At 71.8% G+C, this 21,840-nt stretch carries 16 protein-coding genes; 13 read left to right on the top strand and 3 right to left on the bottom strand.

The window, feature by feature from the left end; translation table 11 throughout:
* Nucleotides 1–29: 29 nt before the first annotated feature.
* From ACFVYA_RS03745 to ACFVYA_RS03735, 3 genes are all read left to right on the top strand, one after another.
* Nucleotides 30–563: an ATP/GTP-binding protein gene (locus tag ACFVYA_RS03745; protein WP_387042252.1), complete on the top strand. Its 534-nt coding sequence runs from the start codon at nucleotides 30–32 to the stop codon at nucleotides 561–563.
* Entirely contained in the window at nucleotides 560–1,768 is a 1,209-nt protein-coding gene (locus tag ACFVYA_RS03740) for a cytochrome P450 (RefSeq protein WP_387042048.1), read from the top strand. The genes ACFVYA_RS03745 and ACFVYA_RS03740 overlap by 4 nt, the downstream gene beginning before the upstream one ends.
* A 114-nt stretch (nucleotides 1,769–1,882) precedes the next feature.
* Complete coding sequence (locus tag ACFVYA_RS03735; protein WP_387042045.1) at nucleotides 1,883–2,545, top strand: peptidoglycan recognition family protein; 663 nt, start codon at nucleotides 1,883–1,885, stop codon at nucleotides 2,543–2,545.
* Here ACFVYA_RS03735 and ACFVYA_RS03730 read toward each other — a convergent pair.
* Nucleotides 2,537–3,895 (bottom strand): glutamine synthetase, encoded by a 1,359-nt coding sequence (locus ACFVYA_RS03730; RefSeq protein WP_387042043.1) that lies wholly within the window; start codon nucleotides 3,893–3,895, stop codon nucleotides 2,537–2,539. The two genes, ACFVYA_RS03735 and ACFVYA_RS03730, sit on opposite strands and share 9 nt — an antisense overlap.
* 45 nt (nucleotides 3,896–3,940) lie before the next feature.
* Here ACFVYA_RS03730 and ACFVYA_RS03725 point away from each other — a divergent pair, with 45 nt between their 5' ends.
* From ACFVYA_RS03725 to lgt, 4 genes are all read left to right on the top strand, one after another.
* A complete protein-coding gene (locus ACFVYA_RS03725; protein ID WP_387042040.1) occupies nucleotides 3,941–5,383 on the top strand; it encodes an APC family permease in 1,443 nt (480 codons plus the stop codon).
* On the top strand, nucleotides 5,380–6,504 hold the full coding sequence (locus ACFVYA_RS03720; RefSeq protein ID WP_387042037.1) for an amidohydrolase family protein: 1,125 nt from the start codon (nucleotides 5,380–5,382) through the stop codon (nucleotides 6,502–6,504). Before ACFVYA_RS03725 ends, ACFVYA_RS03720 begins: the two co-directional genes overlap by 4 nt.
* On the top strand, nucleotides 6,501–7,670 hold the full coding sequence (locus ACFVYA_RS03715; protein ID WP_387042036.1) for a M20 family metallopeptidase: 1,170 nt from the start codon (nucleotides 6,501–6,503) through the stop codon (nucleotides 7,668–7,670). The genes ACFVYA_RS03720 and ACFVYA_RS03715 overlap by 4 nt, the downstream gene beginning before the upstream one ends.
* A gap of 124 nt (nucleotides 7,671–7,794) precedes the next feature.
* On the top strand, nucleotides 7,795–8,841 hold the full coding sequence (lgt, locus tag ACFVYA_RS03710) for a prolipoprotein diacylglyceryl transferase (RefSeq protein WP_387042033.1): 1,047 nt from the start codon (nucleotides 7,795–7,797) through the stop codon (nucleotides 8,839–8,841).
* 3 nt (nucleotides 8,842–8,844) lie between these two features.
* Here lgt and ACFVYA_RS03705 read toward each other — a convergent pair whose 3' ends face one another.
* The gene (locus tag ACFVYA_RS03705) at nucleotides 8,845–9,630 is read right to left on the bottom strand and encodes an SDR family oxidoreductase (protein WP_387042030.1); all 786 of its coding nucleotides are present in this window, start codon (nucleotides 9,628–9,630) and stop codon (nucleotides 8,845–8,847) included.
* Nucleotides 9,631–9,930: 300 nt separating this feature from the next.
* Here ACFVYA_RS03705 and gltB point away from each other — a divergent pair, with 300 nt between their 5' ends.
* The 5 genes from gltB (at nucleotide 9,931) to ACFVYA_RS03680 (ending at nucleotide 20,126) form a co-directional block, all read left to right on the top strand.
* Nucleotides 9,931–14,484, top strand: a complete 4,554-nt coding sequence (gene gltB, locus ACFVYA_RS03700; protein WP_387042027.1) for a glutamate synthase large subunit — start codon at nucleotides 9,931–9,933, stop codon at nucleotides 14,482–14,484.
* Complete coding sequence (locus tag ACFVYA_RS03695) at nucleotides 14,477–15,982, top strand: glutamate synthase subunit beta (protein WP_387042024.1); 1,506 nt, start codon at nucleotides 14,477–14,479, stop codon at nucleotides 15,980–15,982. The genes gltB and ACFVYA_RS03695 overlap by 8 nt, the downstream gene beginning before the upstream one ends.
* A gap of 302 nt (nucleotides 15,983–16,284) precedes the next feature.
* Nucleotides 16,285–17,172: a trypsin-like serine peptidase gene (locus tag ACFVYA_RS03690; RefSeq protein WP_387042021.1), complete on the top strand. Its 888-nt coding sequence runs from the start codon at nucleotides 16,285–16,287 to the stop codon at nucleotides 17,170–17,172.
* An 81-nt stretch (nucleotides 17,173–17,253) separates the two neighbouring features.
* On the top strand, nucleotides 17,254–18,648 hold the full coding sequence (locus ACFVYA_RS03685) for an alpha/beta hydrolase (RefSeq protein WP_387042018.1): 1,395 nt from the start codon (nucleotides 17,254–17,256) through the stop codon (nucleotides 18,646–18,648).
* An 86-nt stretch (nucleotides 18,649–18,734) separates the two neighbouring features.
* A complete protein-coding gene (locus tag ACFVYA_RS03680; protein WP_285989576.1) occupies nucleotides 18,735–20,126 on the top strand; it encodes a class II 3-deoxy-7-phosphoheptulonate synthase in 1,392 nt (463 codons plus the stop codon).
* Nucleotides 20,127–20,133: 7 nt separating this feature from the next.
* On the opposite strand, the gene ACFVYA_RS03675 is transcribed toward ACFVYA_RS03680, so the two are convergent.
* Nucleotides 20,134–20,916, bottom strand: coding sequence for an SDR family NAD(P)-dependent oxidoreductase (locus tag ACFVYA_RS03675; RefSeq protein WP_387042015.1), 783 nt, complete (start codon nucleotides 20,914–20,916; stop codon nucleotides 20,134–20,136).
* Between the two features lie 87 nt (nucleotides 20,917–21,003).
* On the opposite strand from ACFVYA_RS03675, the gene ACFVYA_RS03670 reads away from it, so the two are divergent.
* Complete coding sequence (locus tag ACFVYA_RS03670; RefSeq protein ID WP_387042012.1) at nucleotides 21,004–21,840, top strand: helix-turn-helix transcriptional regulator; 837 nt, start codon at nucleotides 21,004–21,006, stop codon at nucleotides 21,838–21,840.

Raw genomic sequence — 21,840 nt, 5'->3', positions numbered from 1 at the left:
CGAGCACCGCCAGGGACGGGCTGAAGATCGTGATCGTCGGCGGGTTCGGCGTCGGCAAGACGACCATGGTCCGTTCGGTCAGCGAGATCCGCCCGCTGAGCACCGAGGAAACCATGACGCAGGCGGGCGTCGGGATCGACGAGGGCGCCTCGCCCGGCAAGACCACCACCACGGTCGCGTTCGACTTCGGGCGGATCAGCCTGAACGAGCACATGGTGCTGTACCTGTTCGGCGCGCCGGGCCAGGAGCGGTTCTGGTTCCTCTGGGACCGGCTGTTCGCCGGGACCCTGGGCGCCGTCGTGCTGGTGGACACCCAGCGGCTGGCCGACTCCTGGTACTCCATCGACCGCCTCGAACACCACGGGACGCCGTTCATCGTCGCGCGCAACAACTTCGGCGAGCCGCAGCACTCCCTGGACCAGGTGCGCCACGCTCTCGACCTGTCCGCCGATGTCCCGCTGATCGACTGCGACGCCCGACGGCGCGATTCCAGCAAGACCGTCCTGCTCTCCCTCGTCAACCACCTCTTCGCCCTGTCCTCCGCACGGGAGACCACGCCATGAGCACCCCTCAGCCCGCACTCGCCACGCCGTTGTCCGGGCCGCTGTTCCAGCAGACGTCCGCGGATCTCTACGCGGAGATGCGGCGCGCGCACGGGCCGGTGGCCCCGGTCCTGCTCGACGGGGACGTACCGGCGTGGCTGGTGCTGGGCTACCGCGAGGTGCAGCACGTCGTGAGCAATCCGGAGGTCTTCGGGCGGGACTCACGGCGGTGGAACGCCTGGGACCGGGTTCCGGCCGACTGGCCCTTGCTGCCGCTGCTGGCCTACCAGCCCACGATGATGTTCGCCGAGGGCGCCGAGCACCGGCGGCGGGCCGGGGCACTCGACGAGGCACTCGGCGCCGTCGACCAGTTCGACCTGGGCGCACGGGCGCAGCAGGTGGCCGACGAGCTCATCGACGCCTTCGCCGGATCGGGCGAAGCGGACCTGATCACCCAGTACGCCGACGGGATACCGCTGCCCGTCGTGGCCCGGATGATCGGCGTGCCGGACGCCGAGACCGCCGACCTGGTCCAGGACGTCTACCGGACGCACGCCGCCGGCGAGGGCGCGAACGACGCCTACGCGCGCGTCCGGGACAAGGTGCGGCGCATGGTCGAGGCCAAACGACGCGCTCCCGGGCCGGACGTCACGTCGCGGCTGCTGGCCCACCCGGCGGCGCTCGCCGACGAGGAGATCACCGAGGACCTGCTCCACCTGATGAACGCGGGCCAGCTGCCCACCGCCTACTGGATCGGCAACACCCTGCGGCTGATGCTCACCGACGACCGCTTCGCGATGACCCTGTCCGGCGGACGCCGGAGCGTCGGCCAGGCGCTGAACGAGGTGCTCTGGGAGGACACGCCGACCCAGAACTTCCCGGGCCGGTTCGCCGTCCACGACCTCCGGCTGGGCGGCCGGCAGATCCGCCAGGGCGACCTGCTGATCCTCGGGCTCGCCGCGGCCAACCAGGACCCGCTCGTCCGGCCGGTCCCGCAGGCCTCGACCGGCAACCAGGCGTACCTGTCGTTCAGCCACGGCGAACACCGGTGCCCGTACGCCGCCCAGGAGATCGCCAAGGTCATCGCCGAGGCGGCGATCGAAGTCCTGCTCGACCGGCTCCCGGACGTGGTCTTGGCGGTGCCGGCCGACGCGCTGGAGTGGCGGCCGTCGCCGCTGTTCCGCGGCTTGGCGGCGCTGCCGGTGAAGTTCTCCCTGGCCTGGTGACGCCGAGCGCGACAACGCGGATATCGAGCTCATCTGGCCCTTCGCCACCACAATCCGCCCCGCCCGGCCGGCTTTTGTACGAAAGCTGTACGCCGCCGCGGAAGGGTCCGCGGCATGGACATCGCACACCTCCCGCGGCGCAGCTTCCTCCGCGGTGCCGCCGGGCTCGCCGTCGCCGGGGCCGCCGGACTGGTCCTCCCGAACGCCGCCCGGGCCGCCACCACGCCGCCGCGGATCTACAGCTGTGCCGAGTGGGGGGCCCGGCCGCCCGCCGATGCGCTCACCACCCTCGACCACCCCGCGAACCGCATCCTCATCCACCACATCGCCAGCGCCAACAGCACCGACTACTCCCTGGCCCACGCCTTCCAGGTCGCGCGCGACGACCAGCACGACCACATCGACAACAACGGCTGGTCCGACACCGGCCAGCACTTCACCGTCAGCCGCGGCGGGTACCGCCTCGAAGGGCGCCACGGCAGCCTGGACGCGCTGCGCGGCCGCACCACGATGATCCAGGGCGCGCACTGCCCGGGGCAGAACACGAACGCCATCGGCATCGAAAACGAAGGCCTCTACACCAGCGTCGAGCCGCCCGAGACGCAGTTCGCCTCGCTCGTCGTCTTCTGCGCCTACATCTGCCGCCAGTACGGCATCCCCGTCGAAGAGATCAAGGGCCACCGCGACTTCTACAACACCGAATGCCCGGGCGACCGCCTCTACGCGAAACTCCCGCAGCTGCGCACCGAGGTCGCCAAGGCGCTCAAGTCAATGTAGGTACCGCATCACCGCGCACAGCTCGTCCGGCGGCAGGGCGCCGAACCGGTCGAGCTCGCCGCGGCGGACGTCCACCAGCGTCGTCGCCAGCTCCGGGCCGAACGCGGAGGTCAACGCCGGGTCCGCTTCGAACGCCGTCACCGCGTCGGCCAGCGAGGTCGGCAGCCGCTCGGCGGAGGGGAGCGTTCCGGGGTCGACGTCGACCGGCTCCGGCAAGCTCTCCCCGGCCGCCACCCCGGTCAGGCCCGCGAAGATCAGCGCCGCCACCACCAGGTACGGGTTCGCCGTCAGGTCGAAGCACTTGACCTCGAAGTTCGCCGCCCGCTCGCGCTGCCCGGCCGGGCCCTGGACCAGCCGCAGTGGCGCCTCGCGGTTTTCCAGGCCCCACACCCGGAACACCCCGGCCCAGTGGTGCGGCTCGAGCCGCAGGTAGCTGACCACCGAAGGCGCGCCGATCGCCAGCAGCGCCGGCAGCCGGGAAAGGATCCCGGCGCCGAACGCCTCCGCCGTCTCCGTGAGCCCGAACCGCCGGTCGCCGCCGGCGCACAGGTTGCGGTCGCCGTCCCACAGGCTCAGGTGGACGTGGCCGCCGTTGCCGACGCCGTCCGGGGCGAACTTCGGCGTGAACGACGCCCGCAACCCGTGGTGCTCGCTGACCGTCCGGATGGTCTCGCGCGTCAGCACCGCGACGTCCGCCGCGCGCACCGGGTCGCCGGCCGCCACCGACACCTCGAACTGCCCGGCCGCGTACTCCGGGTGGATCTGTTCCACCGCGACCCCCTGGGCGGCCAACGTGGACACCAGGGTGCGCAGGTAGCGCGCCTGCGACGACAGCCGCGCGTAGCCGTAGGCCGGGCCCGCGGTGGCCGAGCGCGGGTCGTCCGGCGCGTCGGCCGCCGTGATGACCCACTCGATCTCGAACGCCGTCCGCGCGTTGTAGCCCAGCTCCGCGAGCCGGGCCGTCGCGGCCGCGGCCAGTGCCCGCGCGTCCTGCGGGTGCGGCTCGCCTTCCTGGTCGTACCGCCACGCCGGCGCCCACGCCCAGCCGGGCTGCGCGGCCAGCGGCACGAGCGCGTCGAGATCCGGGTGCAGCCGCAGGTCACCGACCGGGCCACGCGAATGCGTACCGCTCACGATGTCGTCGTTGGCGAGGAAGAAGTCGAACGAGTTCGACGCGCCGACGCCCCACGCAGCCGCCGACCACAGCCGGTCCACCGGCACGGCTTTCACCCGTGCGATGCCGCTGTTGTCCACGAAGGTCAGCGCGACGAGCTCCACGCCGGCGGCACGCAGGCCGTCGGCCCGGAGTGCGCCTTGTTGTGCGAGTTCCGCCCGATCGAGCTGGCTCATCCTGCCCCCGTGCCTGTTCACTGGATCCGCTCACCTGAGAAAGAGGTGAAGATCTTGTCAGACACCGCCGAAACCCGTCCAGGGCTGCGCCGGTCCCTCTCCGTCTGGCAGGCCGTCGGCCTGTCCGTGGCGTTGATGGCCCCGAGCATGGCCGCCAACATCAACCCCCAGCAGACCGCCGCGGCCGCCGGCCGCGCCGTGCCGCTCGCCTTCCTGCTCTCGGCGATCGGCGTCCTGCTGGTCGCGTACGGCTTCGTCAAGCTCTGCCAGTACTACCAGCACGCCGGTTCGGTGTACGCGTTCGTCGGCGCCACCCTCGGCCCGCGGGCGGGCGTCGTCTCGGGCATCGGTCTGCTCGGGACGTACACGTTCTACGCCGTCGTGACGAGCTCGGCCGCGGGCACGCTGGGCACGGCTTTCCTGACGCAGGTGGGCATTTGGCCGGACCCGCCGTCCTGGGGCCCGTTCGTGCTGACGGCCGTCGCCCTGGCCGGTGCCTGGCTGCTGTCCGTGCTGCCCGCCCGCCGCGGCACGAGCACCCTGCTCGCCGTCGAAGGCGCGACGATCGCGGTGATCCTGCTGGTCACCGTCGTGATCGGAGTCCGGCTCGTCGCCGGGAACGCCCCGGGCGGCGCCCGGTTCACCATGGCCGTCTTCGTCCCGGAAACCGGGCTGTCCGGCGTGTTCCTCGGCGCGGTCTTCGGGTTCCTGTCCTTCGCCGGGTTCGAAGCCGCCGCGACGCTGGGGGAGGAAACCCACGACCCGAAGCGCAACATCCCGCGCGCGATCCTCGGCACGGCGATCTTCGGCGGCCTCTACTTCGTGGTGGTGACGGCGGTCGAGATGATGGCGTTCGGCAGCGACGCGAGCGCGTTCCACGACTCGCCGTCCCTGCTCGGCGACCTCGGCAGCCGGTACGCGGGCGCCTGGGTCGGCGACGTCATCAGCGTCGGCGCCGCGATCAGCGCGTTCGGCTGCTGCCTGGCCTGCGTCGTCGGGGGTTCGCGGCTGCTCTACGCCCTGGGCCGCGACGCGGTCGGCGGCCGGGGCATCGGCCGGACGTCTTCGCGCGGCACACCGGTGGCCGCGGTGAGCGCCGTGACCGCCGCGGCGGCGCTGATCATCCTGGTGTGCGCGCTGTTCTTCGGCGCGACGGCGTCGGACACGTTCGCCTGGTCCGGTTCGATCGGGACGCTCATCCTGCTGGTGATCTACCTGCTCACGACGGTCGGCGCGATCCTGCTGCTGTTCGTGAAGCGGCGGATGCGCGTGCCGGGGTGGCACCTCGTCTTCCCGGTCGGCGCGCTCGCCGTGCTCGGGTACACCGTGTACGTCAACGTGGTGCCCTACCCGACCGAAGGCCCGGCGCGGTGGTTCCCGGTCGTCGCCGCGGCGGTGCTCGCGCTCGCGGTGATCTTGGTGCTGTCCGCGCCCGCTTACGCTCGTAGGGTGGGGGAAAGGCTGACGAGTGTGGACGGAGGCACATGACCGGTCTGCTCCCGTTCGTCGCGGACTTGCCGCTGGTGGACCACCACTGCCACGGCGTCGTCACCCGGGACGTCACCCGCGCGGGCTTCGAGGCGATGCTGACGGAGGCCGACGCGCCCTCGCCGCTCGGCACGAGCCTGTTCGACACGCTCATCGGGCTGGCCGTGCGCGAACGCTGCGCACCCGTGCTCGACCTGCCGAAGCACGCCCCGGCCGAGGACTACCTCGAGCGCCGCGCCGAACTCGGCGCGGCCGAGGTGGCCCGGCGGTTCCTGCGGGCGACCGGCACGACCGATTTCCTCGTGGACGGCGGCTTCCGGCCGGACTCGCTGACCACGACCGCGGAGTTCGCCGGGCTCGCGGGCACGCGCGCGCACGACGTCGTCCGGCTGGAACAGGTCGCGGAGGCGGTGATCGGCGGGACCACCGCGGCCGGCTTCGCCGCGGCCTTCGCCGACGAGCTGGAGAGGCGCGCCTCGACGGCCGTCGGGCTGAAGTCGATCGCGGCCTACCGCGCCGGCCTGGAACTGGCGGGGGAGCGGCCGACGCCGTCGGAGGTCGAAGCCGCCGCCGGGCGGTGGCTCGCCGCGGGCGGCACCCGGCTGGCCGACGAGGTGCTGCACCGCCACCTCGTGTTCACCGGCCTCGACCTGGGCCTGCCGGTGCAGTTCCACGTCGGCTACGGCGACGCCGACGTCGACCTGCACCGCGGCGACCCGCTGCTGCTCACCGGGCTGCTGCGGGCGACCCGCGGCAGCGGCGTGCCCATCCTGCTGCTGCACAACTACCCGTTCCACCGCCACGCCGCGTATCTGGCGCAGGTCTTCGAGCACGTGTTCGTCGACGCCGGGCTCATCACGCACAACGCGGGGTTCCGGGCGCCGGCCGTGCTGGCCGAGCTCCTGGAGCTCGCGCCGTTCGGGAAGGTGCTCTTCTCCACCGACGCCTTCGGCCTGGCCGAGCTGTACCACCTGGGCACCGCCCTGTTCCGGCAGGGTTTGTCGGACTTCGTCCGCGCCGCGTTGGCCGCGGACGCGATGTCCGAAAAGGACGCCGTCCGGCTGTGTGCTTTGGTGGGACACGAGAACGCGAAGAGGATCTACCGCTTGGAGCACGTGTGAGTGATCTGTGGAACCGGTGGACGCAGGCGATCGCCGACGAACTGCCCGCCGCCGTCGAGCTCCGGCACGCCGTGCACGCCGACCCCCGCGGATCCGGCGACGAGGAGGACACCGCCCGCCTGGTGGCCGGCGCGCTCGGCGCGGGCGACGGGACCCGCGTCGCCAAGACCGGCCGGGCCATCCCGGTACCCGGCGGGGACGGCCCGGCCGTGGCGCTGCGGGCCGAGCTCGACGCCCTCCCGGTGCTGGAGGGCACCGGGGTGCCGTGGGCGTCCGGGAACGAGTTCATGCACGCGTGCGGCCACGACGTCCACCTCGCCGCGCTGGTCGCCGTCTGCCGGGCCGCGCGGCGCGTCGCCGTGCCGCGGCCGATCCTGGCGCTGCTGCAGCCGCGGGAGGAGACGTCCCCGCCCGGCGCGCTCGACGTCGTCGAGTCCGGGGTGCTGGCCGAGCACGGGGTCGACACGGTGATCGGCGCGCACGTCCAGCCGCGGATCGCGCACGGCGTCGTCTCGGCGGCGCCGGGACCGGTGAACGCCTCCACCGACGAGTTCGAGGTGACCATGCAGGGTCAGGGCGGCCACGCCGGCTACCCGCACCTGCTGCGCGACCCGATCCTGGCGCTGTCGCAGCTGGTCGTGAGCCTGCAGCAGCTCGCGTCGCGCCGGATCGACCCGGTGTTCGGCGCGGTCTGCTCGATCGGCCGGATCCAGGCCGGCACGGCGGCCAACGTCGTCCCGAACAGCGCGAGCGCGTTCGGCTCGCTGCGCGTGATGCGCACGAAGGACCGAGAGCGCGCCCTGGAAACGCTTGCGGACATCGTGCACGGCACCGCGCGGGCGCACGGCTGCACGGCCGAGCTGGAGATCAGCCCCTGCGAGCCGGTGCTGGACAACGACCCGGCGCTGGCGGCGGGCGCACAGCAGTGGCTGCGGCACGCCGGCTTCGTCGTCGACGACCAGTTCCGCTCGTTCGGCGCCGACGACTTCGCCCACTACTGCGGCGGCGCGACCCGCGGGCTCATGCTGTTCGTCGGCCTCGGCGACACGGCGGGCGTGCCGAGCCTGCACGACGACCGGTTCCTCCCGCGTGACCAAGCCGTCACCCAGGTCGCGCACGCGCTGGTGGCGGGGTACCTGGCCGCCTTGGATGCTCCGGTGCCTTAGCAACCCGGCCAGAAAGTAGGGCCGCCCCCCTCCGAACGGCACGTGACCATTGCCGATAAGCCAGCGGCCGTAACTGCGGCCGGGTTGGTAACGAAGGGCACGCTAGCGCTACGGTGGCCGCGTGATGAGCGCCTACCTCGCGACGATCCCCAGCCCCGACCGCGGTGTCTGGCACCTGGGACCGATCCCGCTCCGCGCGTACGCCCTGTGCATCATCGCCGGCATCATCGTGGCGATCTGGTGGGGCGAGCGGCGCTGGGTGGCCCGCGGCGGCACCAAGGGCACGGTGGTCGACATCGCGGTGTTCGCGGTGCCGTTCGGCCTGGTCGGCGGCCGGTTGTACCACGTGATCACCGACCCCGAGCTGTACTTCACCGAGGGCCGCAATCCGTGGAACGCGTTCGCGATCTGGGACGGCGGCCTCGGCATCTGGGGCGCGATCGCCCTCGGCGCGGTGGGCGCGCTCATCGCCTGCCGCCGCAAGGGCATCCCGCTGCCGGCGATGGCGGACGCGGTCGCCCCCGGCATCGTCGTCGCGCAGGCGATCGGCCGCATCGGCAACTACTTCAACCAGGAGCTCTACGGCGCGCACACGGACCTGCCGTGGGGGCTCGAGGTCTTCCAGCGCTTCAACCCGGAGGACCCGGAGAACCTGCTGAACGGCGTCGCGACGGGCCACATCCCGCTGCCGGAGAGCCCGGTCCACCCGACGTTCCTGTACGAGCTGCTCTGGAACCTGCTGGTCGCGCTGCTGGTGGTGTGGGCGGACCGCAAGTTCAAGCTCGGCCACGGGCGGGCGTTCGCGCTGTACGTGGCGGGCTACACGGTCGGCCGCGGCTGGATCGAGATGATGCGGACGGACACGGCCAACCACATCCTCGGCCTGCGGGTGAACGTGTGGACGTCGATCCTGCTGTTCCTCGGGGCGGCGGCGTACTTCGTGGTCGCGGGCAAGCGGGGCCCGCGGGAGGCACCGGAGACGCTGGTGAGCAAGGACGCCCCGGGCCCGGACGAGGTCCCGGTGGCCGCGGAGGAGCCCGAAGCTTCGGAGGCCGACTCCGCCACCGCCGCCGAGCCCGAGCACGCGAAGGTCGCCGCCGAAGCCCCGGCCGAAAAGGCCCCGGCCGAGGAGGCACCGGCGGAAGAGCCGAAGAAGACCGACGAGAGCTGAGGGTCAGAGGTCGGGCAGGCCCAGCTCGAGGTTCGGCGCCTGCAACCCGCCGTCGACCTCGAGGATCTTGCCCGTGATGTACCCGCCGGCCCGCGACGCCAGGAACACCACCGTCGCCGCGATGTCCTCCGCTTCGCCGATCTTGTGCAGCGGTGTCGCCGACTCCATCTTCGACTTCAGCTCCGGGTTGCCGACCACGATCTCCAGCGCCGATGTCGCCACCGACCCCACCGAGATCGCGTTCACCCGCACCTTCGGCGCCAGGTCCGCCGCCGCCAGGCGCGTGTAGTGCGCCAGGGCCGCCTTCGCCGTCCCGTACGCCGCGAAGCCGCGGCCGCTGACCCGGCCCATCACCGACGAGATGTTGACCACCGAGCCGCCCGTCTTCACCAGCGACGGCGCCGCTGCGACCGTCAGCGCGTGGGCCGTGGCCACGTTGAAGCGGAACGCTTCCTCCATGAAGTCCACCGTCGACTCCAGCAATGGGCGCGGGTACGTGCCGCCGACGTTGTTGACCACCAGGTCGAGCCGGCCGAACTCCGACACCGCCGTCTCGGCCAGTGCCGCCGCGGCTTCGGGGGAGGAGAGGTCCACCGGCACCGGGAACGCCCGGCGGCCCGCGTCGGAAACGCGCGCAGCGACTTCCTTGAGCTGGGACTCGGTGCGGGACGCGATCACCACGTCGGCGCCCGCTTCGGCGAGGGCCAGAGCGGTGGCCGCGCCGATTCCGCGTCCGGCGCCGGTGACCACCGCGACCTGGTCGGTGAGCTTGAACCGATCGAGGATCATGCGGCGAAATGTAACACGTTCTAGTGAGCGGGGACACAGTGCGCCGATCACGGCACAGTGGTTTTGAGCCGGGTTCGCGGGCCGTATACTTAGCGGAACGAACTACCGGGAACCCATCAGGAACTATGTCGTTCCGCGCAGCCAGATCGTTACCGTCCGACGTCGTCCGAGGCGCTCTGAAGTGCTGCTGCGGTGTTTCCCAGGTGTTAAAGTCGCGCTAACAAGCGGGCCATCGTCGTCCCGTGCGCTCCCCCGGCCGGTAGCCCGGCCCCGCACGACAAGACGACGAAGGAGGTCCCGTTGATCTTCTCCGCCATGCCCGGCAAGCAGGGTCTGTACGACCCGGAGACCGAGCAGGACTCCTGCGGTGTGGCCATGGTGGCCGACATCCGCGGGCGCCGCTCCCACGGCATCGTCACCGACGGCCTGGCCGCGCTGACCAACCTCGACCACCGCGGCGCCGCGGGCGCCGAGCCCACCAGCGGCGACGGCGCCGGCATCCTGCTGCAGCTGCCCGACGCGCTGCTGCGGGCCGAAGCCGGCTTCGAGCTGCCCGAACCCGACGAGCACGGGCACCCCACCTACGCCGCGGGCATCGCGTTCCTGCCGCAAGACGCCGAGCAGCGCCGCAAGGCCGTCGGGCTCGCCGAACGCATCGCCGTCGAAGAGGGCCTGGAGGTCCTCGGCTGGCGGGAGGTCCCCGTCGACGCCGATCGCGCCGACATCGGCCCGACCGCCCGCTCGGTCATGCCGCACTTCGCCATGCTCTTCGTGGCCGGCGACCGAAAATCGGGCGTGGAGCTGGACAGGCTCGCCTTCTGCCTGCGCAAGCGCGTCGAGAACGAGAGCGCGAACGCCGGCTGCGGCACCTACTTCCCGTCGCTGTCCTCGCGGACGATCGTCTACAAGGGCATGGTGACGCCGGAGCAGCTGCCGGCGTTCTTCGCCGACCTGCGCGACGAGCGGCTGGAAAGCGCCATCGCGCTGGTGCACTCCCGCTTCTCCACCAACACCTTCCCGTCGTGGCCCCTGGCCCACCCGTTCCGGTTCGTGGCCCACAACGGCGAAATCAACACCATCCGCGGCAACCGCAACCGCATGCGGGCCCGTGAGGCGCTGCTGGAATCCGACGTCATCTCCGGCGACCTCTCGCGGTTGTTCCCGATCTGCTCGCCGGACGCGTCGGACTCGGCGTCCTTCGACGAGGTGCTCGAGCTGCTGCACCTGGGCGGCCGGTCGCTGCCGCACGCGGTGCTGATGATGATCCCGGAGGCGTGGGAGAACCACGCCACGATGAAGCCCGAGCGCCGCGCTTTCTACCAGTTCCACGCCAGCTTGATGGAGCCGTGGGACGGCCCGGCCTGCGTCACCTTCACCGACGGCAGCCTGGTCGGGGCGGTCCTGGACCGCAACGGCCTGCGCCCGGCGCGCTGGTGGCGCACGGCCGACGACCGCGTCGTGCTCGCCAGCGAGGCCGGCGTCCTGGACGTCGCTCCGAAGGACGTCGTCGCCAAGGGACGGCTCAAGCCCGGCAAGATGTTCCTGGTCGACACCGAGGCCGGCCGGATCGTGGACGACGAAGAGGTCAAGTCCGCGCTGGCCGCCGAGCTGCCCTACGACTCGTGGCTGCACGCGGGCCTGCTCAAGATCGCCGAGCTGCCCGACCGCGACCACGTCGTGCAGAGCCACGACTCCGTGCTGCGGCGCCAGCTTTCCTTCGGCTACACCGAAGAAGAGCTCAAGATCCTGCTCGCGCCGATGGCCGAGAAGGGTGCCGAGCCGATCGGCTCGATGGGCACCGACACCCCGCCCGCGGTGCTGTCGAAGCGGTCCCGGCTGCTCTACGACTACTTCAAGCAGAACTTCGCGCAGGTGACCAACCCGCCGCTGGACGCGATCCGCGAGGAGCTCGTCACCTGCATGGCGCGGATCATGGGCCCGGAGCGCAACCTCCTGGCCCCGGGCCCGGCGTCGTGCCGCCACCTGAAGCTGCCGTACCCGGTCATCGACAACGACGAGCTCGCCAAGCTCATCCACATCAACGACGACGGCGACCTCCCCGGCTTCGCCTGCAGTGTCCTTTCCGGACTGTACGAAGTGGACGGCGGCGCCGAGGCGCTGGCGTCGGCGATCGAACGTGTCCGGCGGGAGGCTTCCGAGGCGATCGCGGCCGGCGCGCGCACGCTCGTGCTGTCCGACCGCGACTCCGACCACCGGATGGCGCCGATCCCGTCGCTGCTGCTCGTGTCCGCGGTGCACCACCACCTGGTCCGCACCAAGGAACGCCTGCGCGTCGCCCTGGTCGTCGAATCCGGCGACGCCCGCGAGGTGCACCACATCGCGCTGCTGCTCGGCTACGGCGCCGCCGCGGTCAACCCGTACCTGGCCTTCGAGACCATCGAAGACATGATCGGGCAGGGCGCGGTCACCGGCATCGAAGCCGCCAAGGCCATCCGGAACTACGTCCAGGCGCTGGTCAAGGGCGTCCTGAAGATCATGTCCAAGATGGGCATCTCCACGGTCGGCGCGTACACCGCCGCCCAGGTCTTCGAATCCCTCGGCCTGAGCCAGGACCTGCTCGACGAGTACTTCACCGGGACGTCGTCGAAGCTCGGCGGTGTCGGCCTCGAGGTGCTCGCCGAAGAGGTCGCGACGCGCCACCGCCGCGCCTACCCGGAGAACCCGACCGACCGTGTCCACCGTGGACTCGACACCGGCGGCGAATACGCCTACCGCCGCGAGGGCGAGCTGCACCTGTTCACGCCGGAGACGGTGTTCCTGCTGCAGCACGCGTCCAAGACCGGCCGCGACGAGGTCTACCGCAAGTACACCGAAGAGGTGCACCGCCTCTACCGCGAGGGCGGCACGCTGCGCGGGCTGTTCGCGTTCAAGGACGGCGTCCGCGAGCCGGTGCCGCTCGACGAGGTCGAACCCGCCGAGTCGATCTTCAAGCGCTTCAACACGGGCGCGATGTCGTACGGCTCGATCTCGGCCGAGGCGCACGAAACCCTGGCCATCGCGATGAACCGGATCGGCGGCCGCTCCAACACCGGTGAAGGCGGCGAGGACCCCGAGCGGCTCTACGACCCCGAGCGCCGCAGCGCGATCAAGCAGGTCGCCTCGGGCCGCTTCGGCGTCACGAGCGAGTACCTGGTCAACGCCGACGACATCCAGATCAAGATGGCGCAGGGCGCGAAGCCCGGCGAGGGCGGCCAGCTGCCGCCGAACAAGGTGTACCCGTGGATCGCGCGCACCCGGCACTCCACGCCGGGCGTGGGCCTCATTTCGCCGCCGCCGCACCACGACATCTACTCCATCGAGGACCTGGCCCAGCTGATCCACGACCTGAAGAACGCCAACGAGCACGCCCGCATCCACGTGAAGCTGGTGTCCGCGCTGGGTGTCGGCACGGTCGCGGCCGGCGTGTCCAAGGCGCACGCGGACGTCGTGCTCATCTCCGGCCACGACGGCGGCACCGGCGCGTCCCCGATGAACTCGCTCAAGCACGCGGGCACGCCGTGGGAGATCGGCCTGGCCGAGACCCAGCAGACGTTGCTGCTCAACGGCTTGCGCGACCGGATCACCGTGCAGGTGGACGGCGCCATGAAAACCGGGCGCGACGTCGTCATCGCGGCGCTCCTCGGCGCCGAGGAATACGGCTTCGCGACGGCCCCCCTCGTCGTCGCGGGCTGCATCATGATGCGCGTCTGCCACCTCGACACCTGCCCGGTCGGCGTCGCCACCCAGAGCCCGGAACTGCGCAAGCGCTACACCGGCCAGGTCGAGCACGTCGTCAACTTCTTCAAGTTCGTCGCCGAAGAAGTCCGGGAAACCCTGGCGGCGCTGGGCTTCCGGACGCTCGACGAGGCCATCGGGCACGCCGAGCTGCTGGACACCGACGAGGCCGTCGACCACTGGAAGGCGTCCGGGCTGGACCTGACGCCGATCTTCGAGATGCCGTCGGAGACGCCGTACGGCGGCGCGAAGCGACGCACGCGCGGCCAGGACCACGGCCTCGAGCACGCGCTGGACCGCACGCTCATCCAGCTCGCCGAGGCGGCGCTGGAAGACGCGCACCACGTGAACATCGAGCTGCCGGTGCGCAACGTCAACCGGACCGTCGGCACGCTGCTCGGCTCGGAGATCACCCGCCGCTACGGCGGGGACGGCCTGCCCGAGGGCACGATCAACGTCACGCTCACCGGTTCGGCGGGCCAGTCGCTCGGCGCGTTCCTGCCGCGCGGCATCACCCTCGACATGGTCGGCGACGCGAACGACTACGTCGGCAAGGGTCTCTCGGGCGGCCGGATCATCGTCCGGCCCGACCCGGAAGCGAGCTTCGCGGCCGAGGCGCAGACGATCGCGGGCAACACGATCGCCTACGGCGCCACGGCCGGCGAGATCTTCCTGCGCGGCCAGGTCGGCGAACGCTTCTGCGTCCGCAACTCCGGCGCCACGGTCGTCGCCGAGGGCGTCGGCGACCACGCCTTCGAGTACATGACCGGCGGCCGCGCGGTGGTGCTCGGCCCGACCGGGCGCAACCTGGCGGCCGGCATGTCCGGCGGCATCGCCTTCGTCCTCGACGTCGACGCGAAGAAGGTCAACCAGGACATGGTGGACCTGCTGCGCCCGACCGCCGACGACCTGGCGTGGCTGAAGAAGACCGTGCAACAGCACTACGATCTCACCCGCTCCGCGGTGGCGGCCTCGCTGCTCGGCGACTGGCCGCGCCGGTCGGTGGCGTTCACGAAGGTGATGCCGCGCGACTACCAGCGGGTCCTGGACGCGGCGAAGGCGGCGCGCGCCGCCGGCCGCGACGTCGACGAGGCGATCATGGAGGCCGCTCGTGGCTGACCCGACCGGTTTTCTCAAGTACGAGCGCGAAGAGCCGAAGAAGAAGTCCAAAGAGGAACGGCTTTCGTCGTGGGGTGAGGTCTACGCGGACGTCGACCCGGCCGAGCGCAACGACCAGGTGCGCAAGCAGGCGTCGCGGTGCATGGACTGCGGTATCCCGTTCTGCCACTCCGGCGGCTCCGGCTGCCCGCTGGGCAACCTGATCCCGGAGTGGAACGATCTGGTCCGCCGCGGCGACTGGGCCGCGGCGAGCGACCGGCTGCACGCCACCAACAACTTCCCGGAGTTCACCGGGAAGCTGTGCCCGGCGCCGTGCGAAGCGGGTTGCGTGCTGTCGATCTCGCCGCTGTCCGGCGGCCCGGTGTCGATCAAGCGCGTCGAGCAGACGATCGCCGACCAGTCCTGGGAAGCGGGCTACGTCCAGCCGCAGGTGTCCGAGGTGTCCAGCGGGCGGCGGGTCGCCGTCGTCGGCTCCGGGCCGGCCGGGCTGGCCGCCGCCCAGCAGCTGACCCGCGCCGGGCACGAGGTCACGGTGTTCGAGCGCGACGACCGCCTCGGCGGGCTGCTGCGCTACGGCATCCCCGAGTTCAAGATGGAGAAGAAGGTCCTCGACCGGCGCCTGGCGCAGCTGCGCAAGGAAGGCACCCGGTTCGTGACGGGCTGCGAGGTCGGCGTCGACCTCTCGGTGGAGGACCTGCGCGCGCAGTACGACGCGGTGGTGCTCGCGGTGGGCGCGCTGCGCGGCCGCGACGACACGACGACACCGGGCCGCGAGCTGGCGGGCATCCACCTGGCGATGGAGCACCTGGTGCCGGCCAACAAGTACGTCGAGGGCGACGGCCCCCCGGCGATCGACGCGCGCGGCAAGCACGTGGTCATCATCGGCGGCGGCGACACCGGCGCGGATTCCTACGGAACGGCGACCCGCCAGGGCGCGCTGTCGGTGACCCAGCTCGACCAGTACCCGATGCCGCCGTCGGCCCGCGACGACGCGCGGTCGCCCTGGCCGACCTGGCCGTACATCCTGCGCACGTATGCGGCGCACGAGGAGGCGGGCGAGCGGAAGTTCGCGGTGGCGGTCAAGCGGTTCGCCGGTTCCGAGGGCCGTGTCACCGGAGTGGAGCTGCAGCAGGTCCGCGTCCAGAAGGACCCGGCGACGGGCCGCCGCGAGGTCATCCCGGTCAACGACGAGATCGAGACGCTCCCGGCCGACCTGGTCCTCCTGGCGATCGGCTTCGAGGGCGTCGAGGAGATGCCCCTGCTGGACGGGCTCGGCTTGTCGTTGACCCGCCGCGGAACCCTGTCGTGCGGCGCGGACTGGCAGACGGAGACGCCCGGGGTGTTCGTCTGCGGCGACGCCCACCGCGGGGCATCCCTGGTAGTGTGGGCGATCGCGGAGGGCCGGTCGGTGGCCAACGCGGTGGACACGTACCTGACGGGCGCGTCGGACCTGCCGGCCCCGGTGCACCCGACGGCGCTGCCGCTCGCGGTCGTCTGATCGGTTCGTCTCGGAGGCCCCCTCGCCACTGGTGAGGGGGCTTTCGGCGTAACGCCGGGCATTTCTGTAGCGACGCAGGGAAAGCCCCCGGTTCTGCAGCCGGACGAGCACCCCGGCCTGGCCGAGGTCGTCGACCAGTTCATCAGGATGCAGGAAGCTCGAATGGGACCTGACCCCGAGCCCGGCTGACCAGCCTGAACGCGTTACGCCGGACGGCGGCTGTGCAGTGTGTACACGGCCAACTACTTTCGAGTGGTTGTGTCGCCTTTGCGACGATTCACTTCTGCGGAAGGTGGGGCGTCTTGAAGCACACGAAACTCCGGGCCGCGGTGGTCACCGCCGTCCTCTCCCTCGCGTTCGCCCTGGTCGGCAGCCCCGCCCAGGCCGCTTCGAAACCGTTCTGGACGCCCGACGCCATGCGGGCGGCCGTGCCGATGGACTCGCTCGTCAAAGCCCCGGCCTTCACGCCGAAAGACGTGGCCAAAGGCCAGAGCGCAATCATCCGGAGCATCCCGAACGGCGGCGGGCCCTGGACCGGCGGCGGCAAGGTCACCCAGACCGCCGGGCGCGTGTTCTTCCTCTTCAACGGCCAAAAGGCCTCCTGCTCCGGGGACGCCGTCACCAGCACCAACGGCAGCGTCGTCGTCACCGCCGGGCACTGCGTGAAGTACCAGGGCACCTGGCACACCCAATGGGTCTTCGTGCCCGGCTACAACAACGGCAACGCCCCCTACGGCCAGTGGACGGCGAAGACCACCCTCACCACACCGCAGTGGGAAGCCAGCGAGGACATCAACTACGACGTCGGCATGGCCGTCGTCAACCCGCTGAACTCCCAGCGGCTCACCGACGTCGTCGGTGCGCAGGGCATCGCCTTCAACCAGCCGAAGAACCAGAGCATGTACACCTTCGGCTACCCGGCCGCGGCGCCCTACGACGGCACCAAGCTGATCTACTGCAGCGGTACCACCTTCACCGACTTCCTGCTGACCAAGGACCACGGCATGAGCTGCAACATGACCGGTGGCTCCAGCGGTGGCCCGTGGTTCCTCGCGTTCAACGAGGGCACCGGCGCCGGCGTGCAGGCCTCGGTGAACAGCTTCGGCTACAACTTCCTGCCGGGCTACATGTTCGGGCCGTACTTCGGCACCGACGCGCAGAACCTGTACAACCGCGCGCAAGCCGCGTGACCCACGTCAGCCCAGGGGCGGAGCCGGAGCTCCGGTCCCTGGGCTGACGTCCGCGCGAGCCCGCCGCGGCAGGGTCGGGGCATGCGAAAAACGCTGATCACGCTGGCCTTCCTGCCCTTGCTCGCCGCGCCGCCTGCCGAGGCGGCCCCGAGACTGCAGTGGACGGCCCCCTGCCCGGACTACGGCATGTCGCCGTCCCCGACCGCCGGCCTGGAATGTGCCACCCTGCGCGTGCCGCTCGACTACGCGCACCCGGATCGCACCATCGAGCTCACCCTGTCCCGCCGCCTCGGCACCCCCGGGAAGCGCCGCGGCGTGCTGCTGATGAACCCCGGCGGGCCGGGCAGCCCCGGGCTCGCCATGCCCGCCCAGCTGCAGCAGCGCGTGGGCGGCTCCGGCCTGCCGGACGCCTACGACGTCATCGGCTTCGACCCCCGCGGTACCACCTACAGCACGCCGGTCACGTGCGGCATGACGACTCCGGAGGAGCGCGGCGCCGTGCTCGGCCCGTACGCCGACGGGCCGCGGGACGTCGTCGCCACGGCGGCGAAAGCGCGGGCCGTGGCGGTGCGGTGCGGCTCCGCGTCCACAAAGGATCTCTTGCCGCACATGACCACCGCGAACACCGCCCGCGACCTCGACCGGATCCGGGAAGCGCTGGGGGAGAAGAAGATCTCCTACTACGGTGTCTCCTACGGCAGCTACCTCGGCGCCGCCTACGCGTCGATGTTCCCTGGCCGCACGGACCGGATCGTGCTCGACAGCGTCCTCGGCCCGCGCGGTCTCGACGTCCGCGCCAACCAGCGCTTCGCGGAGGGGTTCGAGGACCGCTTCCCGGACTTCGCCGCGTGGGCGGCCCAGCGCGACGACGTCTACCACCTGGGGCGGACCCCGGCGGCGGTGACAGCGAAGTTCTTCGAGCTCGCCGCCGTCCGCGGGCCCGGGTTCCGGTCCGACACGTGGAACGGCCTCTACGACGACGCGTCCTTCCCGGCCGTGGCCCGGGAGTGGGCGGGCACCGCGCGCGCCGCGGCCGGGCCGCTCGACGGCGACAACCACGCCGCGCTGCAGCTCCAGGTGCTCTGCAACGACGCCGACTGGCCCGAGCAGGTCGGCTACTACCAGCGCGCGGTCGAACGCGAACGGGCGCGGCACCCGATGTTCGGCCCGGCCGCGGCGAACGTGAACCCGTGCGCGTTCTGGCCCGTCGAACGCGCGGAGCCGCCGGTGCGCGTCGGCGGCCCCGGGCCGGCGAACGTCCTGCTGGTGCAGAACCTGCGCGACCCGGCGACCCCGCTGTCCGGCGCGCGCGAGACGCGGGCGGCGTTCGGGGCCCGTGCGCGGATGGTCACCGTCGACGCCGGCGGGCACGGGGTCTTCACGCGGGAAAACGCTTGTGGAAACGCGGCGGTGCTGGGCTACCTGCGTGACGGGGCCTTCCCCGCGGCCGACGGTTCCTGTCAGTCTGGAGGATGAGGGGGATCCCGCCGTTCGGGCCCGCACCGGACCCCGGGGGCCAACCGGGCGGAGGGGGCCGCGGCGCGAACCTTATCCTGGTCTGCGTGAACTGGACTGTGGACGTCCCCGTCGACACACTGCCCGAGCTGCCGCCGCTGCCGCCCGAACTGCGGACGCGGCTCGACAAGGCGCTGGCGCTGCCGGCCGCGCAGCAGCCGGAGTGGCCCGACCCCGAGGCGACCCGGCGGGTCCGCGGCGTGCTGGAGAGCGTGCCGCCGATCACCGTCCCGGCCGAGATCGACCGGCTGAAGGGCCGGCTGGCGATGGTCGCCAACGGCGAGGCCTTCCTCCTGCAGGGCGGCGACTGCGCGGAGACGTTCGAGTCCAACACCGAGCCGCACATCCGGGCCAACCTGCGCACGCTGCTGCAGATGGCCGTCGTGCTCACCTACGGCGCGAGCCTGCCGGTGGTCAAGGTCGGCCGCATCGCCGGCCAGTACGCGAAGCCGCGCTCGGCCGCGACGGACGCGCTGGGCCTGCCGGTGTACCGCGGCGACATCATCAACTCCCTGGTCGCCAAGCCCGAGCTGCGCGTGCCGGACCCCGGCCGGATGATCCGCGCCTACGCGAACGCGGGCGCGGCGATGAACCTGGTCCGCGCCCTCACCGCCGCCGGCATGGCCGACCTGCACCAGGTGCACGACTGGAACAAGGACTTCGTGTCGGCGTCGCCGGCCGCGCAGCGCTTCGAGTCGCTGGCCAACGAGATCGACCGCGGCCTGCGGTTCATGAGCGCCTGTGGCGTCACCGACACCTCGCTGCAGTCCACCGAGATCTTCGCCAGCCACGAGGCGCTGCTGCTCGACTACGAGCGGTCGATGCTGCGCCTCGACAACGCCGACGCCGCCAACCCGAAGCTCTACAACCTCTCGTCGCACTTCCTCTGGATCGGCGAGCGGACCCGCCAGCTGGACGGCGCGCACATCGCGTTCGCCGAGCTGCTGGCCAACCCGATCGGGTTGAAGATCGGCCCGACCACCACGCCGGAGCAGGCGCTGGAGTACGTCGAGCGGCTCGACCCGCGCTCCGAGCCGGGCCGGCTGACGCTCATCGCGCGGATGGGCAACGGCAAGGTCCGCGAGGTGCTGCCGGCGATCGTGGAGAAGGTCGAGGCGTCCGGGCACAAGGTCATCTGGCAGTGCGACCCGATGCACGGCAACACCCACGAGTCGTCCACCGGCTACAAGACCCGCCACTTCGACCGGATCGTCGACGAGGTCCAGGGCTTCTTCGAGGTGCACAACAAGCTGGGCACCTACCCCGGCGGCATCCACGTCGAGCTGACCGGGGAGGACGTCACCGAGTGCCTGGGCGGCGCCCAGGAGATCTCGGACGTCGACCTGTCGGGCCGCTACGAGACGGCCTGCGACCCGCGGCTGAACACGCAGCAGTCGCTGGAGCTGGCGTTCCTGGTCGCGGAGATGCTCCGCGGCTGAGGCCCGTTCACGCCCCGGCGCCGCCGTCGACCGGCACGATCGCGCCGGTCACCATGGACGCGCGGTCGCTGAGCAGCCAGGCCGCGGCTTCGGCGACCTCGCGGGGTTCGGCCATGCGGCCGAGCGGGATCGAGGCGTTGATCCGCTCGACGACCCCGGGGGCCGCGGCTTCCCACGCGTCGATCATGTCCGTGGCGGTGCCGCCGGGGGTGATCCCGTTGACCCGGATGCCGTGCGGGGCCCAGGTCACGGCCGCGGTCTCGGTGATGCTATTCAGCGCGCGCTTCATGGCGCCGTAGGCGGGCAGGGCGGGGTTGGCGCGGCGGCTGCCGATGCTGGAGGTGTTGACGATCGCCCCGCCGCCGCTGCGGCGCATGAGGGCGGCCTCGGCGGTCATGGCGGTCCAGTGCGCGCGGAAGTTCACCGCGAACTGCTCGTCGATCTCGGCTTCGGCGGTGGTCTCCAGCGGACCGGGCTGCTGGATGGCCGCCCCGTTGTTGAACGCCCCGTCGAGGCGGCCGTGCAGCCGCTCGACGTGGTCGACGGCGGCGCGGATGCTCGCGGGATCGGCCAGGTCCAGCGCGACGGCGTCGGCGGTGCCGCCCGCGTCGCGGATCTCGCCGGCGATGCGGTCGAGGGACTCGGTGCCGCGGGAGGCCAGCACGACTGCGGCGCCCTCCCGGGCGAACAGGCGGGCCGCGGCCGCGCCGATGCCGCGGCTGGCGCCGGTGATGAGCACGACCTTCCCGGTGAGCAGGCCGATCGAAGGAAACTCGCTGGTGTTCGTCATGCCCACGACGCTGCCCCGGTCCGCGGCCGCGAGACAGGCATCATCCGTACCAGGATCGGGCACCGGGGGCGTCCGCATACTGAAGACATGGACAAACAGGAGCTCGGGGCGTTCCTCCGCAGCCGTCGTGAGCGGCTGCGGCCGCAGGACGTCGGCCTGCCCGCCGGGCCACGCCGGCGAACGCCGGGCCTGCGCCGCGAGGAGGTGGCGGTGCTCGCGCACATCTCCACCGAGTACTACGTCCGCCTCGAGCAGGGCCGGGCGCCGCGTCCGTCGGGCGAGGTCCTGGCCGGGATCGCCGCTGCGCTGCGGCTGACCGAAGCCGAGTCCGAGCACCTGCACGTCGTGGCGGGCACCGCGCCGATCCGGAGCGGCCGGCACCGCCGTGACGTACGCCCCAGCATCCTGGCGCTGCTGCAGCGGCTGCCGCAGACGGCGGCCTTCGTCATCTCCGCCACGTTCGAGGTGCTGGCTTGGAACGACCTGGCGGCCGCGCTCATGGAGGACTTCGCCGCGGCCTCTCCCGACGGGCGCAACCTCGCCCGCAAGGCGTTCCTCGGGCCGGCCGAGCCGCCGTACGGGATCTCCGACGCCGCCGAGTTCCGGCTCACCGTCGTGATGGAGCTGCGCGCCACACTGGCCCGCTACCCCGCCGACCCCGCGGTGTGCGGGCTCGTCGACGAACTGCGGGCGGCCAGCGCCGATTTCACCCGGCTGTGGGACCGGCACGACGTGCAGGCGACGCCGGTGCTCACCAAGACCTTCCGGCACCCGGTGGTGGGCGAGGTGACCGTCGACTGCGACTCCCTCGCCCTGCCGGAGGGCGACCAGCACCTCGTGCTGTACACGGCACCGCCGGGCTCTCGGGGGGCCGAGGCGCTGGCGTTCCTGGAAGTGGTCGGATCGGCGGGCGTCACCCCCTGA

Origin of the sequence: Amycolatopsis sp. NPDC058278, assembly GCF_042881395.1 — a bacterium.
Classification (GTDB): Bacteria; Actinomycetota; Actinomycetes; order Mycobacteriales; family Pseudonocardiaceae; genus Amycolatopsis.
The sequence above is the reverse complement of the archived record's forward strand: the minus strand, read 5'-3'. Positions and strand labels throughout refer to the sequence as shown.

Bases quoted from the DNA above. Each gene is read 5' to 3' on its own strand.
- ACFVYA_RS03740 (WP_387042048.1), top strand. From the start codon at position 560: ATGAGCACCCCTCAGCCCGCACTCGCCACGCCGTTGTCCGGGCCGCTG.
- ACFVYA_RS03705 (WP_387042030.1), bottom strand. From the start codon at position 9,630: ATGATCCTCGATCGGTTCAAGCTCACCGACCAGGTCGCGGTGGTCACC.
- ACFVYA_RS03720 (WP_387042037.1), top strand. From the start codon at position 5,380: ATGACCGGTCTGCTCCCGTTCGTCGCGGACTTGCCGCTGGTGGACCAC.
- ACFVYA_RS03675 (WP_387042015.1), bottom strand. From the start codon at position 20,916: ATGACGAACACCAGCGAGTTTCCTTCGATCGGCCTGCTCACCGGGAAG.
- ACFVYA_RS03685 (WP_387042018.1), top strand. From the start codon at position 17,254: ATGCGAAAAACGCTGATCACGCTGGCCTTCCTGCCCTTGCTCGCCGCG.
- ACFVYA_RS03670 (WP_387042012.1), top strand. From the start codon at position 21,004: ATGGACAAACAGGAGCTCGGGGCGTTCCTCCGCAGCCGTCGTGAGCGG.
- lgt (WP_387042033.1), top strand. From the start codon at position 7,795: ATGAGCGCCTACCTCGCGACGATCCCCAGCCCCGACCGCGGTGTCTGG.
- ACFVYA_RS03730 (WP_387042043.1), bottom strand. From the start codon at position 3,895: ATGAGCCAGCTCGATCGGGCGGAACTCGCACAACAAGGCGCACTCCGG.
- ACFVYA_RS03735 (WP_387042045.1), top strand. From the start codon at position 1,883: ATGGACATCGCACACCTCCCGCGGCGCAGCTTCCTCCGCGGTGCCGCC.